We start from the raw sequence: 14,278 nt of genomic DNA on the forward strand, positions 1-14,278 counted from the left end.
AGTTCAACCCGCGCCGCGGGGTCTCCTACCTTGCCACCGCGCGCATGACAGCTACAACCCCGACCTCAGGAGGCGCGCAAATGAGCATCGACACGGACCAAGGCATCCGCCGCTTCGGGCGGTTCAACACATTGGGAACCGCGACGCTGGCCAGTCGCGAGATCCGTCGCTTTCTCAACGTCTGGGCGCAGACGGTGATGGCGCCGCTGATCAACGCGGCGCTGTTCCTGCTGATCTTCACCATAGCCATCGGCCCCCGCCGCGGCGAGGTCATGGGGGTCGAGTTCCTGCATTTCCTGGCGCCCGGCCTGTTGATGATGACGGTGATCCAGCAGGCCTTCGCCAATACCTCCTCCTCGCTCGCCTCTGCCAAGGTGCAGGGCAACATCGTCGACACGCTGATGGCGCCGCTGTCGCCGGCCGAGGTGCTGGCGGGCTATGTGGCGGGATCGGTGGCGCGCGGCCTGATCGTGGCCGTGGTGATCGCGATTGGCGTCTGGCTGTTCCTCGGCATCGGGCTGGCGCATCCGCTCTGGGCGCTGGCCTTCTGGGTGCTGGGCTCGGTCTTCATGGGGGCGCTGGGCCTGATCGCCGGGATCTACGCGCAGAAATTCGACCAGCTCGCCGCGATCACCAACTTTCTGGTGACGCCGCTGGCCTTTCTGTCCGGCACCTTCTACTCGATCGACGCGCTGCCGGACTTCATGCAGGCGCTGAGCCATCTCAACCCGTTCTTCTACCTGATCGACGGCGCCCGCTTCGGCATGATCGGGGTCTCCGACAGCCCGCCGCTGCTCGGTCTCGGCGTGGCGGTGCTGTCCTGCGTGGCGGTGCTGGGCTTTGCCTGGACGTGGCTCAGCAAGGGCTACAGGCTCAAGCCGTGAGCCCGCTGCGCGACGCGGTCCCGGCGGATTTCGAGCGTCTCGCGGTGGGGCTGCCGCCGCAGGGGCTGAAGCTGCCAGGGGCCGGGTTGGTCACGGTGCCCGAGGCGATGCTCATGGCCCGGCAATGCGAGCTGCTCCGCGCCCGTCAGGGCTGGGGCGCCTGCCTGGTGGTCGAGGACGACCTGATGGTGGGGTTCGTGGTGTCGGGGTTTCCCGACGCGCGGGGCCATGCCGGCTTCGGCTATGCGATCTCGCCCGCGCAGCGCGGCCGGGGGCTGGCCGGCGCCGCCGTCGCGGCCTTCGTCGAACGGGCGCGGGCCGAAGGGCTGGACGCCCTGCTGGCCGAGACCGATCCGGGCAATGCCGGCTCGATCCGGGTGCTGGAGCGCAACCTGTTCACACCGGTCCCGGCAACCCGCCCGGACCGGCTGTGCTGGCGGCGCTATCTGCGGCGATAGAGCCAGAGCACCAGCGGCGCCAGAAGCGCGGTCAGGATCGCGGGCGCCAGCAGGGCGCGGCCGATCTCTCCCCAGCCTGCGGTACCGGCCATCAAGGCGCGCAGCGCCGTGGTCATCAAAGACACCGGGTTCACCGCGACGAAGGCCTGCAGCCAGCCCGGCATGGTGGCGGGATCGACCATGATGTTCGAGGCGAAGGTGACCGGGAACAGCACCGCGAAGCCGAGCGTCATCACCGTCATCGGCGTGCGCACCACCAGCCCCAGCACGATGAAGATCCAGCCCCAGCCGAAACCGATCGCCAGCAGCAGCGCGAAGGAGGCGAGGATGCCGGGCAGCCCCGCCTCGGGGCGGTAGCCCAGCGCGAGCCCGATGCCGAGGATGATCGCCCCGGCGATGGTATGGCGCAGCATGTCGCCCACCATCAGCCCGGCGAAGGGGGCAAGCGACCAGATCGGCAGGGAGCGGAACCGGTCGAACAGCCCCTTCGACAGGTCGGTCGACAGCCCCATCCCGGAATAGACCGTATTGAACACCGTCGTCTGCACCAGGATGCCGGGGATGAACCATTGCAGATAGGCGGTGGAGGAGCCTGCCAGCGCACCGCCGAAGATGAAGGTGAAGAGCAGCGTGAACATGATCGGCGTCATCACCAGATCGAAGAGCTGCTCGGGCACATGCTTGAACTTGAGCACCGCGCGCCACGCGAAGGTCAGCGAGGTCGAGGCGGGCGAGGGCGGCGCGGGGCGCGGCCCCTGGGGCAGGGGGGCGCTCATGCCGCTTCCTTTCCGGTGAGGGCGAAGAACACCTCGTCGAGGCTCGGCGCGCCGAGCGAGAATTCCGCCAGCCGGATTCCTGCCTCGGCCAACCGCGCCAGATGCGCTGCGGCCTCGGTATCGTCGGCCACCGGCACCGAGAGCCGCGCGCCCTCGGGGTCGGCCTGCGCTGTCTCGCCCAAAATGCCGAGCGCGATCGCGCGGTTGCCCGGATCGAGCGGGGTGACGTGGAGAACGCCCGAGCCGGTCTGCGCCTTGAGCTCGCGGCTCGTCCCTTCGGCGATCTTGCGGCCGTGGTCGATCACCGCGATCCGGCTCGCCAGCTGGTCGGCTTCCTCGAGGTATTGCGTGGTGAGCAGGATCGTCACCCCCTCGGCCGCGAGCCCGCGGATCAGCCGCCAGACCCCGGCGCGGGCCGAGGGGTCGAGCCCGGTGGTCGGCTCGTCGAGAAACAGCACGCCCGGCGTCACGATCAGCGAGGCCGCAATGTCGAGCCTGCGCCGCATGCCGCCCGAGTAGTCCTTTACCTGCTTCCTGGCGGCGTCGGAGAGGTCGAAGGCGGCAAGGAGTTCGGCCGCGCGCTGCCGCGCCGCGCGCCAGCCGAAGCCCCACAGCCGGGCCAGCATCACGAGGTTCTCGCGACCCGTGAGATCCTCGTCGAGCGAGGCGAACTGGCCGGTCATGGCGATGGCGGCGCGGACCTTGTCCGGCTCGTGGGCGAGGTCATGGCCCATAACCCGCGCCTCGCCCGCATCGGCGCGGGTCAGCGTGGCGAGAATGCGCAGAAGCGTGGTCTTGCCTGCGCCATTGGGGCCGAGGATGGCGAAGATCGTGCCGCGCGGGACGTCGAGGTCGATGCCGTCCACCGCCCGCAGATCGCCGAATGCCCGCCGCAGCCCGCGCGCCCGGATCGCCGGTTCCATCTCCATGCCGTCCCCCCTGCCGTGTCGCCGCAGGCTAGCACGGGCCTCGGCGGAGGCGCGCGTTTTCCTCTTTTCGTTCCGCGCATCCTCGCCTAACGTCGCGCGCATGACGCAGTTTGCCGCCATTTCCGCGCCCCGACGCCGACGCTGAAGCGCTTTCGCTCCGCGGTCCGGCGCATTCGCGTCATTCCTCCATCCGCCGATTGACTCGCCCCTGCCGCTGCGGCACCAACGGGGCTTCCTGAAGGACCACAGCCATGATCCCCTCGATCCTGCCGACCTACAACCGCGCGCCGCTTGCCTTCGTGAAGGGTGAAGGCGTCTGGCTGGAGACGGAGGACGGGCGGCGATATCTCGATTTGGGCGCGGGCATCGCGGTCAACGCGCTGGGCCACGCCAACCCGGCGCTGGTCGATGCGCTAACGACGCAGGCGAACGCGTTGTGGCACGTCTCGAACCTCTACCAGATCCCGGCGCAGCAGCGGCTCGCCGACGCGCTGGTCGAGGCGACCTTCGCCGATACCTGCTTCTTCACCAACTCGGGCACCGAGGCGATGGAGCTGGCGGTGAAGATGGCGCGCAAGTACTGGCACGATAAGGGCGAGCCCGCGCGCACCCGCATCCTGACCTTCGAAGGCGCCTTCCATGGCCGCTCCTCGGCGGCGATCGCCGCCGTCGGCACGGAAAAGATGACCAAGGGCTTCGGACCCCTGCTGCCGGGCTTCACCCAGCTGCCCTGGGGCGATCACGAGGCGCTTCGCGAGGCTGCCGCACAGGCCGATGTCGGCGCCATCCTGATCGAGCCGGTGCAGGGCGAGGGCGGCATCCGCCCGGTGCCCGATCACTGCCTGAAGGGCCTGCGCGAATTGTGCGACGATATCGGCGTGCTGCTGATCTTCGACGAGGTGCAGTGCGGCATGGGCCGGACCGGCAAGCTCTTCGCGCATGAATGGGCCGGCGTGACGCCGGACATCATGATGGTCGCCAAGGGCATCGGCGGTGGCTTCCCGCTCGGCGCGGTATTGGCGACCGAGGTCGCGGCCGCTGGCATGGTGGCGGGCACCCATGGCTCGACCTATGGCGGCAACCCTCTGGCCTGCGCGGTGGGCGCCAAGGTGATGGAGATCGTGGCCGGCGACGGTTTCCTCGAGGGCGTGCGCGCCCGCGCCGGGCGGCTGCGCCAGGGGCTCGAGGCGCTGGTCGCCGCGCATCCGCAGCTCTTCGAAGGCGTGCGCGGCACCGGGCTGATGCTCGGGCTGAAATGCAAGGCCGCGCCGGGCGATCTGGTGCAGGCGGGCTATGCCGAAAACGTGCTGACCGTGCCCGCCGCCGACAACGTGGTACGGCTGCTGCCGCCCTTGAACATCACCGATGCCGAGATCGACGAGGCGCTGTCCCGGCTTGACCGGGCGGCGACGCGGGTCGGGTCCGATGCCGGGTGATTACCGCTTCAGGCCGCTGGTCGCCTCCGATCGGCGGCTGTTCGAGCGCTGGCTCGCCGAGCCGCATATCGCCGGCTGGTGGGGCGACGCCGACACCGAGTGGGCCGAGATCGAGCGCGACTGGGAAGAGGGCAACACCGGGACCGACATGCGCATCGTCGAGCATGCGGGCCACCCCTTCGCCTATGTGCAGGACTACGAGGTCCATTTCTACGACATGCCGCATTACGCCCATCTGCCGAAGGGCGCGCGCGGCATGGACGCGTTTCTCGGCGATCCCGCCTATCTCGGGCGGGGACATGGCGCCGGGTTCCTGCGCGATCGGGCCCTGCAGCTGATCGCACGGGGCGCGCCGCTGGTCGCGGTCGATCCGTCGCCGGACAACGAGCGCGCGATCGCCGCCTATCTGCGGGCGGGCTTCACCGGCGATGCGATCCTGCCCTGCGAGGACGGCACGCCGATCCGGCTGATGACGCTGGAGGCGGCATGAGCGCACCATTCCTTACATACCCCGGGGGGAGTCGCGTCAGCGACGGGGGGCATGCCTCCCCCTCCGCCATCCGACCCGAGAGAACGACATGACCCATTTCCTGGATATCCTGCCCACCCCCACCGACGATCTGCGCTCGATGATCGATCACGCCCGCGCCATGAAGGACGCGCGCGGCGACCGGCCCAAGGGCATGTGCGACGACGAGAAGCCCCTCGACGGCCGGATGGTGGCCCTGATCTTCGAGAAGCCGTCGACCCGGACCCGGGTGAGCTTCGACGTGGGCGCGCGCCAGATGGGGGCCCAGACCATGGTGCTGTCGGGCACCGACATGCAACTCGGCCATGGCGAGACCATCGCCGACACGGCGCGGGTGCTGTCGCGCTATGTCGACCTGATCATGATCCGCACCTTCGAGGAGCAGACGCTTCTGGAGATGGCGGAATACGCCAGCGTGCCGGTGATCAACGGCCTGACCAACCGCACCCATCCCTGCCAGATCATGGCCGACATCATGACCTACGAGGAGCATCGCGGCCCGATCGGGGGGCGCAAGGTGGTTTGGTCCGGCGACGGCAACAACGTCTTCGCCAGCTTCGCTCATGCGAGCGCCCGGTTCGGCTTCGACCTGGTCTTTACCGGCCCCAAGCCGCTCGACCCGGATCCGGAGATCCTCGAGGCGGCGCGCGCAGCCGGCGCGAATATCGAGATCAACCGCGACCCGATGGCGGCGGTCGAGGGCGCCGATCTGGTGGTCACCGACACCTGGGTGTCGATGCACGACCCGGCCTCGGCCCGCGAGCGGCGCCACAATCAGCTGCGCGGCTACCAGGTCAATGCCAAGCTGATGGGGCGCGCCAAGCCCGACGCGCTGTTCATGCACTGCCTGCCCGCGCATCGCGACGACGAGGTGACCAGCGAGGTGATGGACGGCCCGGCCTCGGTGATCTTCGACGAGGCCGAGAACCGGCTGCATGCCCAGAAGGCGGTGATGCGCTGGTGCCTGGGCGCGTGACGCCCGAATTCCGGCTCGCGCCGCTCAGGGTCGAGGATGCCGAGGCGCTCTCGGCCTTCGAAGCGGCGAGCCGGGACTGGTTCGAGCAACGGGTGCCGCCGCGCCCCGATGTCTATTTCGATCCCGCCGCCCTCGCCGTGATCCTGCAGGGGATGCTGGACGGGGCCGAGGCCGAGCTAGCCCGCTTCTTCCTCGTCCGCGCGCCCGACGGCACGATCCTGGGCCGCGTCAACCTGACCGGCATCACCGAGGGGACCGGTGGCTGGCAGGCCGAGGTGGGCTACCGGATCGGGCCGGATCAGGCCGGGCGCGGTCTTGCCCGCGCGGCGCTGGGCGCGGCGCTCCATCTGGCGCGCGAAATCGGGATCGATCGGCTGGAGGCGCGGGTGGCGCGGCAGCACGCCGCCTCTATCCGGGTGCTGGAGGCCAACGGCTTCGTGCCGACCGGCCGGGCGCTGCAGGATGCGGAACTGCACGGCCAGCCCCTGCCACTCCTGCATTACCAGCGCGACCTGTGAAGCCCCGCCGATAGGGCGCATCGCCGCTGCTTGCCCCCTCGACCCCTCCGCGTCACGGTGCTCTGCAAAACGATGATCCGGAGAGAGGCGATGCAGATCAGGAAGGCCACGGCGGATGACGCCGCCAGCATGAGCGCGGTGCTTGCCGCTGTTCTCGCCGAATGGGGCAGCGACCGGCCCCGCGACGTCGCGCATGTGCAGGCGCATTACGTCGCGCATCCGGCCTCGGTTCTCTGTTCTGTGGCGGTGGATGAAGGCCGCGTCTGCGGCTTCCAGTCGCTCAAGCGCGCCTGGCCCGGCAACCCTTACGACGTGACGCCGGGATGGGGCATCATCGGCACCTACATGGCCCCCGCGGCGCGGGGGCGTGGTCTCGGGCGGTCGCTGTTTGTCGCGACCGAGACGGCGGCGCGACGGGCCGGGCTGCCCGCCATTGATGCCACGATCGGCGCATCGAATGCCTCAGGGCTGGGCTATTACGAGAAGCTGGGGTTCGAGACCTATCGTGAGTTCGAGGGCACCATCTGCAAGAGATACGTCCTCGACCCGATCACATCTCGCGCAGGATCTCGCGCAGACCATCCTCGGTGACGAGCCGCGCGGCAACCTTTGCCGGGACCCAGCGGCGGTCGCGACGCTTCACCTCCGGGTAGTCGTCGAGCACCTTCTTGGCTTTCACCTCGAAGACGCGGGTCACGCAAATCTCCTCGTCGCCATGCTTGCTCAGCTTGACCGCGACGAAGGTGCCGATCGGCTTGCGCTTGACCTTGCCCTCGCGCACACCCGCTTCCTCCCAGGCCTCGACCAGCGCCGCGTCGCTGTCGCGCATGCCATCGATCGGCCAGCCCTTGGGCAGGATCCAGCGGCCCTCGGACGAGGTCACGAGCAGCACTTCGCGGCCCTTCTTGCCCTTGCGATGGCAAAGGGCAGCGAGCTGCCGGTGGATCGGGGTGGTGTAGCTGCCGGACATGTCGTCCGGGAGGTCCTTGGGGGTCATTTGCTGCCTCGGAAAAATCGTACCGTTCTTGTTCTTGTGGCCGGTAACATAACATCATGAACAGGTAATGCAATCTGACCCATCAACCGGGTCCGGCTTTGCGAAAAATGTGGCGCGATTGCCGCTAGGTCCCGCGCGGCTTGGCGCGCAGCGTCGGGGCCGCCTCGGTCGGATCCTCGGGCCAGGGGTGGCGCGGATAGCGGCCGCGCATGTCCTTGCGCACGTCCGAATACGAACTGGCCCAGAAGCCGGGCAGGTCGTCGGTGACCTGAACCGGGCGGCCGGCGGGCGAAAGCAACGTCATCTTCAGTGGCGTGCCACCCACCGTCGGATGGCGCGTCACGCCGAATACCTCCTGCAGCCGGAGCGCCACCTCGGGCTGGGCACCGCCGTAATCGATCGGGACCCGGCGGCCGAGAGGGGTGGTGAAGCCCGGCGGTGCCTCGCGGTCGAGAGCCTGGGTCTGGCCCCAGTCGAGCATCGCGCGCCACGGTCCGAGCAGGTCGAAGCCCTTCCAGTCGCCGGCGCTGCGGACCCCGCCGAGATAGGGGAGCAGCCAATCCTCGAGACTGGCCAGCAGCGCCTCGTCCGACATGTCCGGCAGGTCGGCGCCGCCCGCGCGCACCAGCCGTACGCGGGCGCGAAAACGCTCGGCAGCGGGGGAGGGGCGCAGGCCCAGTTGACGCACACCGTCGAGCATCGCGCGGGCGACTTCTTCTTCGGGCGCGTCGCGCCAGATCCGGTCGGTCAGGGCGATCGCGCCGAGCCGTTCCTGTTGCCGCGCGACGACGCGACCCTCGCGCCGGGACCATTCGCAGAAGGCGACCTCTTCGATCCGCTCAGCGAAATGGGCGCGCAGCTCGGATTCCTCGACCCGTGCCGCCAGCCGGATCCGCGCCTCGGGCACGTCGTCGGACAGGTCGGTGGCGACGATCAGCCGCGCGCCGGCCTGCGGATCCTGCGGGTCCATCCGCGCCCCGCGCCCCCCCGAGAGCAGCCAGCGCGGATCGTCGCCGGGCCGCCTGAGCCCGATTCGGTCGGGATAGGCCAGCGCCGTCATCGCGCCGGGCGACAGATCGGGGCCGGGGGGACGCTGCCGCCCCAGCCGCTTTGCCTCCTCGCGAATGCGGGCCAGCGCGCCCATGTCCGGCGCGGCTGGCAGGTCGCGCCGTCCCGCGATCGCTGCGAGGCGCAGCGCCAGATCGCTGCCCGCGCCGCGCAGCGGGTCGCGTTCCCCCATCAGCGCGGCCAGCGGCGCGGCCTGCGCCCCGGCCACCTCGAGCATGTGTCCGAGCCGCGGATGCAGCGGCAGGGCCGCAAGGCGGCGGCCATGGGCGGTGATCGTGCCCATCCGGTCGAGCGCGCCGAGATCGCGCAGCAGCGCCCGCGCCTCGGCCAGGGCGGGAGCGGGGGGCGGCGTCAGGAAGGGCAGCTCGGCCGATCCCCACTGCGCCAGTTCCAGCGCCAGCGGCGCGAGATCCGCGCTGGCGATCTCGGGATCGGGAAAGGCGGCGAGCGCGCCTTCCTCGCCCCGTGTCCAGAGCCGGTAGGCGATGCCGGGTGCCACCCGGCCCGCGCGGCCCGCCCGCTGCGCGGCCTCGGCGCGGGTGACCCGTTCGGTCACCAGCCGCGACATGCCGGATCCGGGGTCGAAACGCGCGCGCCGTGCCCGGCCGGCATCGACGACGATCCGGATGTCGGGAATGGTGAGCGAGGTTTCGGCGATCGCGGTGGCGAGCACGACGCGGCGGCCATCGCCCGGCTCCAGCGCCTCGGCCTGACGTGCCGGCGGGAGCGCGCCGTAGAGCGGCAGGACGGGGCAGTTCAGCCGCCCCTCCAGCAGGGATTGCACGCGCCGGATCTCGCCCTCGCCGGGCAGGAAGACCAGGATCGAGCCCTCGGCCTCGGCCGCCGCGCGCTCGACCAGCGCCGCGGTCTCGGTCTCCAACCGGGCCCGAGGGCCGAGCGGCCGGTCGAGCCAGCGCGTCTCGACCGGGAAACTGCGGCCCTCCGAGATGACCACCGGTGCGCCCATCAGGTCCGCCACCGGCTGCGCGTCGAGCGTGGCCGACATCGCCACGAGCGCGAGATCGTTGCGCAGCGCGCCGCGAATCTCGAGTGCCAGCGCCAGCCCGAGATCGGCGTTGAGCGAACGTTCGTGGATTTCGTCGAAGATCACCGCGCCCACGCCCGGCAATTCGGGGTCGGACTGTATCATCCGGGTCAGGATGCCCTCGGTGACGACCTCTATCCGGGTCGCCTTCGAAACCTTGGCCTCGCCGCGAATGCGAAAGCCGACCGTGTCGCCCACGCGCTCGCCCAGCGTCGCGGCCATGCGGGTTGCGGCCGCCCGCGCGGCGAGGCGGCGCGGTTCCAGCATCACGATCCGTCCCGGCACCCGGTCCAGCATCGCCAGCGGCACCCGCGTCGTCTTGCCGGCGCCCGGCGGCGCCATCAGCACCGCCTGACCGTCGCGCTCCAGCGCCGCGAGCAGCTCGGGCAGGGCATCGTCGATGGGAAGTCGGGTCATGGCGCGCCTCGGACCGGCCGGACGACGGGGGCGCCGCCCGGCCATTGATTGCGGTTTCTCGCCTGCCTGTCGAACCTGCGGGCGACGATCTGTCAATGAATAGGGCACAGGGTCGAGCCGGGGCAGGGGGCGCTGCCCCCGTCGCCCACGGCCCGCCTCGGGAATGGCGCCTCAGGACGCGAAAAGGCCCGGCGCCTCGTGGGAGGGCCGGGCCTTGCGATTCGCGGTCCCGAAGGATCAGGCGTTGGCGGAAGCCGCCTTCGCGAGCTCTTTCTTGACCTTCAGCGCGGCGGCCGACAGATCCTCTTCCTTCGCCTTGGCGAGGAAGGCGTCGAGCCCGCCACGGTGGTCGACCGAGCGCAGCGCGTGCGACGAGACGCGGAACTTGAAGCCGCGGCCCAGCGTGTCGGACAGCAGCGTCACGTCCTGCAGGTTCGGCAGGAAGCGGCGGCGGGTCTTGTTGTTGGCGTGGCTGACATTGTTGCCAGTCATCGGGCCTTTTCCGGTCAGTTCGCAGCGGCGCGACATGGTCTCATCCTTCGTGTCTCGGGGCCTGGCAGAAATCCGAGCCCTAAGGCACGGATACGGCGTCGGCAACGGGGCCGGGCCATGAATTCGGTCAGGGGGCCTTACGGGGATTCCTCGGTGCCGTCAAGCATCCCGCAACGCGCGCGCGAGCGGTGCCAGCGCTGCCCGCGCCGCCGCCGCCGGTGCGGCATGCCCGGCCTCGACCTCGGCGCGCAGATCGGCCAGCCGCCTCTCAAGGCCCGGATCCGCAGACAGCAGGGCCATCAGCCCGGCGCGCAATTCGTCCTCGAACCACTGGCCCGCCTGCGCTGCGCGCATCCGCGCCAGAACGCCGTTCTCACGCCGCCACTTTGCCAGCCGCTCCAGCGTCGCCCAGGCCTCGTCGAGCCCATCGCCGGTCAGCGCCGAAACGGTGCGTGCCGCCGGGATGCCCTCGGGGTCGGTGTCGCGCACCCGCATCAGCCGCAGCGCGCCGGCATAATCGGCGCAGGTTCTGCGCGCCTGCGCGGCGAGCTCGCCATCGGCCTTGTTGACCAGCACGAGGTCGGCGATCTCCATGATGCCGCGCTTCACACCTTGCAACTCGTCGCCGCCGGCGGGGGCGAGCAGCAAGGCGAAGACGTCGGTCATTCGCGACACCAGCGTCTCTGACTGGCCGACGCCCACCGTCTCCACGATCACCACGTCGAACCCCGCCGCCTCGCATAGCGCCATCGCCTCGCGGGTGCGGCGCGCCACGCCGCCCAGTTGGTCGGCGGCGGGGGAGGGGCGGATGAAGGCGCGGGGATCGCGGCTCAGCCGTTCCATGCGGGTCTTGTCGCCGAGGATCGAGCCGCCCGAGCGGGCCGAGGAGGGGTCGACCGCCAGCACCGCGACACGGTGGCCGCGCTCGACGAGCCGAAGCCCCAGCGCCTCGATGAAGCTCGACTTGCCCACGCCGGGTGTCCCCGACAGCCCCACGCGTAGCGCCGAGCGCGACGGATCGGCCAGCCGGTCGAGAAGCGTCTCGGCCGCCTCGCGGTGATCGGCGCGGGTGCTCTCGACCAGTGTGATCGCGCGAGCCAGCGCCCGCCTGTCGCCCGCCGCGACGCGCGCGGCCAGTTCCTCGGTTCCGTTGTTCATGCCCCCTTGTCGCGGGGCAGGGGCGGCCTGTCCAGATCCGGCCGCCCGCGCGTCGTCAGCGACAGATCGCCTCGGCCCGCTCGGCGAAGGCCTTGTAACGGCTCCAGAACGCGCCAGAGCCGTCCTGCTGCCGCGTGTCCTGCGCCTTTTGCGGATCCTTGAAGAACTTGGCCGCGCGGCGCTGCTCGCTGCCCGAGAGCGTCGCATCGGCCGCGCCCTGCACGCAGGAGCACAGCGCCGCGTTTGCGCCGGGCCGGCCGCTCGCCTCGCAGGCGCGGCTGATCGCTCCCGATGGCCGACCGCCGCCGCAGGCGGCCAGAGTCAGAAGCGCAACAAGTCCAAGTTTCGCATACATGCCCGTATCCCCCGTAAGACCGGCCCGGGTTGTCCCGGATCGCGGTGCTGCTCTGCCGGGCGTCAAGATGCCGCAAGCTGCGGCCATGGGCAATCGGGGCGCGCATGCGCGGGCTTGCGCGTACCTCACGATGGCGTGAGCCGTGCCGCGCCGCAGCCACCCCGCGCCCCATTGACCGAAACCCCGAACCCCTTCATATGCGGGCTATGACCGAGCTTTCGCACATCCGCAACTTCTCCATCGTGGCCCATATCGACCACGGTAAATCGACGCTTGCCGACCGGCTGATCCAGTCGACCGGGACGGTGCAGGACCGCGAGATGAAGGCCCAGCTGCTCGACAGCATGGATATCGAGCGCGAGCGCGGCATCACCATCAAGGCGCAGACAGTCCGCATCGACTACAAGGCGCTCAACGGCGAGACCTATGTTCTCAACCTGATCGACACGCCCGGTCACGTCGACTTCGCCTACGAGGTCTCCCGATCGATGCGCGCGGTCGAAGGCTCGCTGCTGGTGGTCGATTCGACCCAAGGCGTCGAGGCGCAGACGTTGGCCAACGTCTATCACGCGCTCGACGCGGATCACGAGATCGTCCCGGTACTCAACAAGATCGACCTGCCGGCCTCCGAGCCCGCCCGGGTCAAGGAGCAGATCGAGGACGTGATCGGCATCGACGCCTCCGAGGCGATGCTGGTCTCGGCCAAGACCGGCGAGGGCATCCGCGAGACGCTCGAGGCGATCGTCCATCGCCTGCCCGCGCCCAAGGGCGAGCGCGACGCGCCGCTCAAGGCGATGCTGGTCGATTCCTGGTACGACCTCTATCTCGGCGTGGTCGTGCTGGTGCGGATCATGGACGGCGTGCTGCGCAAGAACGACCGGATCAAGTTCATGCAGAACGGCACGATCCACCAGGTCGACCGGATCGGCGTGTTCAAGCCGGGCATGCTTCCCGTCGACGAGCTGGGGCCGGGCGAGATCGGCTTCCTCACCGCGTCGATCAAGCAGGTGCGCGACACCAAGGTCGGCGACACCATCACCCACGAGAAGAAGGGCGCGGACAAGCCGCTGCCGGGCTTCGCGCCCTCCGTGCCGGTGGTGTTCTGCGGCCTGTTCCCGGTCGACTCGGCCGAGTTCGAGGACCTGCGCAACGCGATCGAGAAGCTGGCGCTCAACGACGCCTCCTTCTCCTACGAGATGGAGACCTCGGCGGCGCTCGGCTTCGGCTTCCGCTGCGGCTTCCTCGGGCTGCTGCACCTCGAGGTGATCCGCGACCGGATCGACCGCGAATACGGCATCGACCTGATCACCACCGCGCCCTCGGTCGTCTATCACGTCCATATGCGCGACGGCACGATGATCGAGCTGCACAACCCTGCCGACATGCCCGACCTGACCCATGTCGACCATCTGGAGGAGCCGCGGATCAAGGCGACGATCATGGTCCCCGACGATTACCTCGGCGACGTGCTCAAGCTTTGCCAGGATCGGCGCGGCATCCAGGAGGAGCTGACCTATGCCGGATCGCGCCCCTTAGTGGTCTATGACCTGCCGCTCAACGAGGTGGTGTTCGACTTCTACGACCGGCTGAAATCGGTGACCAAGGGCTACGCCTCCTTCGACTACCAGATCACCGGCTACCGGCAGGACAACCTCGTCAAGATGCAGATCCTCGTCAACGACGAGCCGGTCGACGCGCTGTCGATCATGGTGCATCGCGACCGCGCCGAAGCGCGGGGCCGGGCGATGGTGGAAAAGCTCAAGGAGCTGATCCCCCGCCACATGTTCAAGATCCCGATCCAGGCCGCGATCGGCGGCAAGGTGATCGCGCGCGAGACGTTGTCTGCGATGCGCAAGGACGTGACCGCCAAGTGCTATGGCGGCGACGCGACCCGGAAGCGCAAGCTGCTGGACAAGCAGAAGGCGGGCAAGAAGAAGATGCGCCAGTTCGGCAAGGTGGACATTCCGCAGGAGGCGTTCATCTCTGCGTTGAAGATGGATAGCTGAACAGCCGATCCGTTCTGGGAAGCTAGTTGAAACCTCCGGTCTTCTTGATCGGAGGTTTTTTTCATGGGCGCAAGGCGAGACGGCCAAGCGTTTTAGCGGCGACGCGACCTAGAAGTGCGATTTATTGGGCAAGCAGAGGGCGGGCAAGAAGATGATGTGCCAGTTCGGTAAGGTGGACATTCCGCCGGAGGCGTCCATCTTGGCGCTGACGATGGATGGCTAATTTAAGCGTCT

15 protein-coding genes are annotated in these 14,278 nt (G+C 69.4%); 8 read left to right on the top strand and 7 right to left on the bottom strand.

Annotated features, from left to right (window positions below; all coding sequences use genetic code 11):
- The first annotated feature begins 80 nt into the window (after positions 1–80).
- Both T8T21_RS15735 and T8T21_RS15740 read left to right on the top strand, forming a co-directional pair.
- Positions 81–884: an ABC transporter permease gene (locus T8T21_RS15735; RefSeq protein ID WP_322336281.1), complete on the top strand. Its 804-nt coding sequence runs from the start codon at positions 81–83 to the stop codon at positions 882–884.
- Positions 881–1,342 (top strand): GNAT family N-acetyltransferase, encoded by a 462-nt coding sequence (locus T8T21_RS15740; RefSeq protein WP_322336282.1) that lies wholly within the window; start codon positions 881–883, stop codon positions 1,340–1,342. Before T8T21_RS15735 ends, T8T21_RS15740 begins: the two co-directional genes overlap by 4 nt.
- Here T8T21_RS15740 and T8T21_RS15745 read toward each other — a convergent pair.
- On the bottom strand, positions 1,327–2,118 hold the full coding sequence (locus T8T21_RS15745) for an ABC transporter permease (RefSeq protein ID WP_183470836.1): 792 nt from the start codon (positions 2,116–2,118) through the stop codon (positions 1,327–1,329). The genes T8T21_RS15740 and T8T21_RS15745 overlap by 16 nt on opposite strands.
- The gene (locus T8T21_RS15750) at positions 2,115–3,047 is read right to left on the bottom strand and encodes an ATP-binding cassette domain-containing protein (protein ID WP_183470834.1); all 933 of its coding nucleotides are present in this window, start codon (positions 3,045–3,047) and stop codon (positions 2,115–2,117) included. The genes T8T21_RS15745 and T8T21_RS15750 overlap by 4 nt, the downstream gene beginning before the upstream one ends.
- Before the next feature lie 251 nt (positions 3,048–3,298).
- On the opposite strand from T8T21_RS15750, the gene T8T21_RS15755 reads away from it, so the two are divergent.
- The 5 genes from T8T21_RS15755 (at position 3,299) to T8T21_RS15775 (ending at position 7,097) form a co-directional block, all read left to right on the top strand.
- A complete protein-coding gene (locus T8T21_RS15755; RefSeq protein ID WP_322336283.1) occupies positions 3,299–4,483 on the top strand; it encodes an aspartate aminotransferase family protein in 1,185 nt (394 codons plus the stop codon).
- The gene (locus T8T21_RS15760) at positions 4,473–4,973 is read left to right on the top strand and encodes a GNAT family N-acetyltransferase (RefSeq protein ID WP_183470830.1); all 501 of its coding nucleotides are present in this window, start codon (positions 4,473–4,475) and stop codon (positions 4,971–4,973) included. Before T8T21_RS15755 ends, T8T21_RS15760 begins: the two co-directional genes overlap by 11 nt.
- An 88-nt stretch (positions 4,974–5,061) precedes the next feature.
- Positions 5,062–5,988 carry an ornithine carbamoyltransferase gene (argF, locus tag T8T21_RS15765; RefSeq protein WP_322336284.1) on the top strand — a complete coding sequence of 309 codons (927 nt, stop codon included), beginning with the start codon at positions 5,062–5,064 and terminating at the stop codon, positions 5,986–5,988.
- Positions 5,985–6,506, top strand: a complete 522-nt coding sequence (locus T8T21_RS15770; protein ID WP_322336285.1) for a GNAT family N-acetyltransferase — start codon at positions 5,985–5,987, stop codon at positions 6,504–6,506. Before argF ends, T8T21_RS15770 begins: the two co-directional genes overlap by 4 nt.
- 90 nt (positions 6,507–6,596) lie before the next feature.
- Positions 6,597–7,097 carry a GNAT family N-acetyltransferase gene (locus T8T21_RS15775; protein WP_322336286.1) on the top strand — a complete coding sequence of 167 codons (501 nt, stop codon included), beginning with the start codon at positions 6,597–6,599 and terminating at the stop codon, positions 7,095–7,097.
- On the opposite strand, the gene T8T21_RS15780 is transcribed toward T8T21_RS15775, so the two are convergent.
- The 5 genes from T8T21_RS15780 to T8T21_RS15800 all read right to left on the bottom strand — a co-directional run bounded on the left by T8T21_RS15780 (position 7,057) and on the right by T8T21_RS15800 (position 12,038).
- Positions 7,057–7,503 carry an NUDIX hydrolase gene (locus tag T8T21_RS15780; RefSeq protein ID WP_246391111.1) on the bottom strand — a complete coding sequence of 149 codons (447 nt, stop codon included), beginning with the start codon at positions 7,501–7,503 and terminating at the stop codon, positions 7,057–7,059. The two genes, T8T21_RS15775 and T8T21_RS15780, sit on opposite strands and share 41 nt — an antisense overlap.
- Positions 7,504–7,627: 124 nt before the next feature.
- Positions 7,628–10,033, bottom strand: a complete 2,406-nt coding sequence (gene hrpB, locus T8T21_RS15785) for an ATP-dependent helicase HrpB (RefSeq protein WP_322336287.1) — start codon at positions 10,031–10,033, stop codon at positions 7,628–7,630.
- Positions 10,034–10,270: 237 nt separating this feature from the next.
- Positions 10,271–10,561, bottom strand: coding sequence for a 50S ribosomal protein L28 (gene rpmB, locus T8T21_RS15790; protein WP_183470822.1), 291 nt, complete (start codon positions 10,559–10,561; stop codon positions 10,271–10,273).
- A gap of 123 nt (positions 10,562–10,684) precedes the next feature.
- Entirely contained in the window at positions 10,685–11,683 is a 999-nt protein-coding gene (gene meaB / locus T8T21_RS15795; RefSeq protein ID WP_322336288.1) for a methylmalonyl Co-A mutase-associated GTPase MeaB, read from the bottom strand.
- Between the two features lie 55 nt (positions 11,684–11,738).
- Positions 11,739–12,038: an arginine transporter gene (locus T8T21_RS15800; protein WP_183470819.1), complete on the bottom strand. Its 300-nt coding sequence runs from the start codon at positions 12,036–12,038 to the stop codon at positions 11,739–11,741.
- 206 nt (positions 12,039–12,244) lie between these two features.
- Here T8T21_RS15800 and lepA point away from each other — a divergent pair, with 206 nt between their 5' ends.
- Positions 12,245–14,044, top strand: a complete 1,800-nt coding sequence (gene lepA / locus T8T21_RS15805) for a translation elongation factor 4 (protein ID WP_183470818.1) — start codon at positions 12,245–12,247, stop codon at positions 14,042–14,044.
- Positions 14,045–14,278: the final 234 nt, after the last annotated feature.

Source organism: Limimaricola variabilis, from assembly GCF_034371605.1.
Taxonomy (GTDB): domain Bacteria; phylum Pseudomonadota; class Alphaproteobacteria; order Rhodobacterales; family Rhodobacteraceae; genus Limimaricola; species Limimaricola variabilis.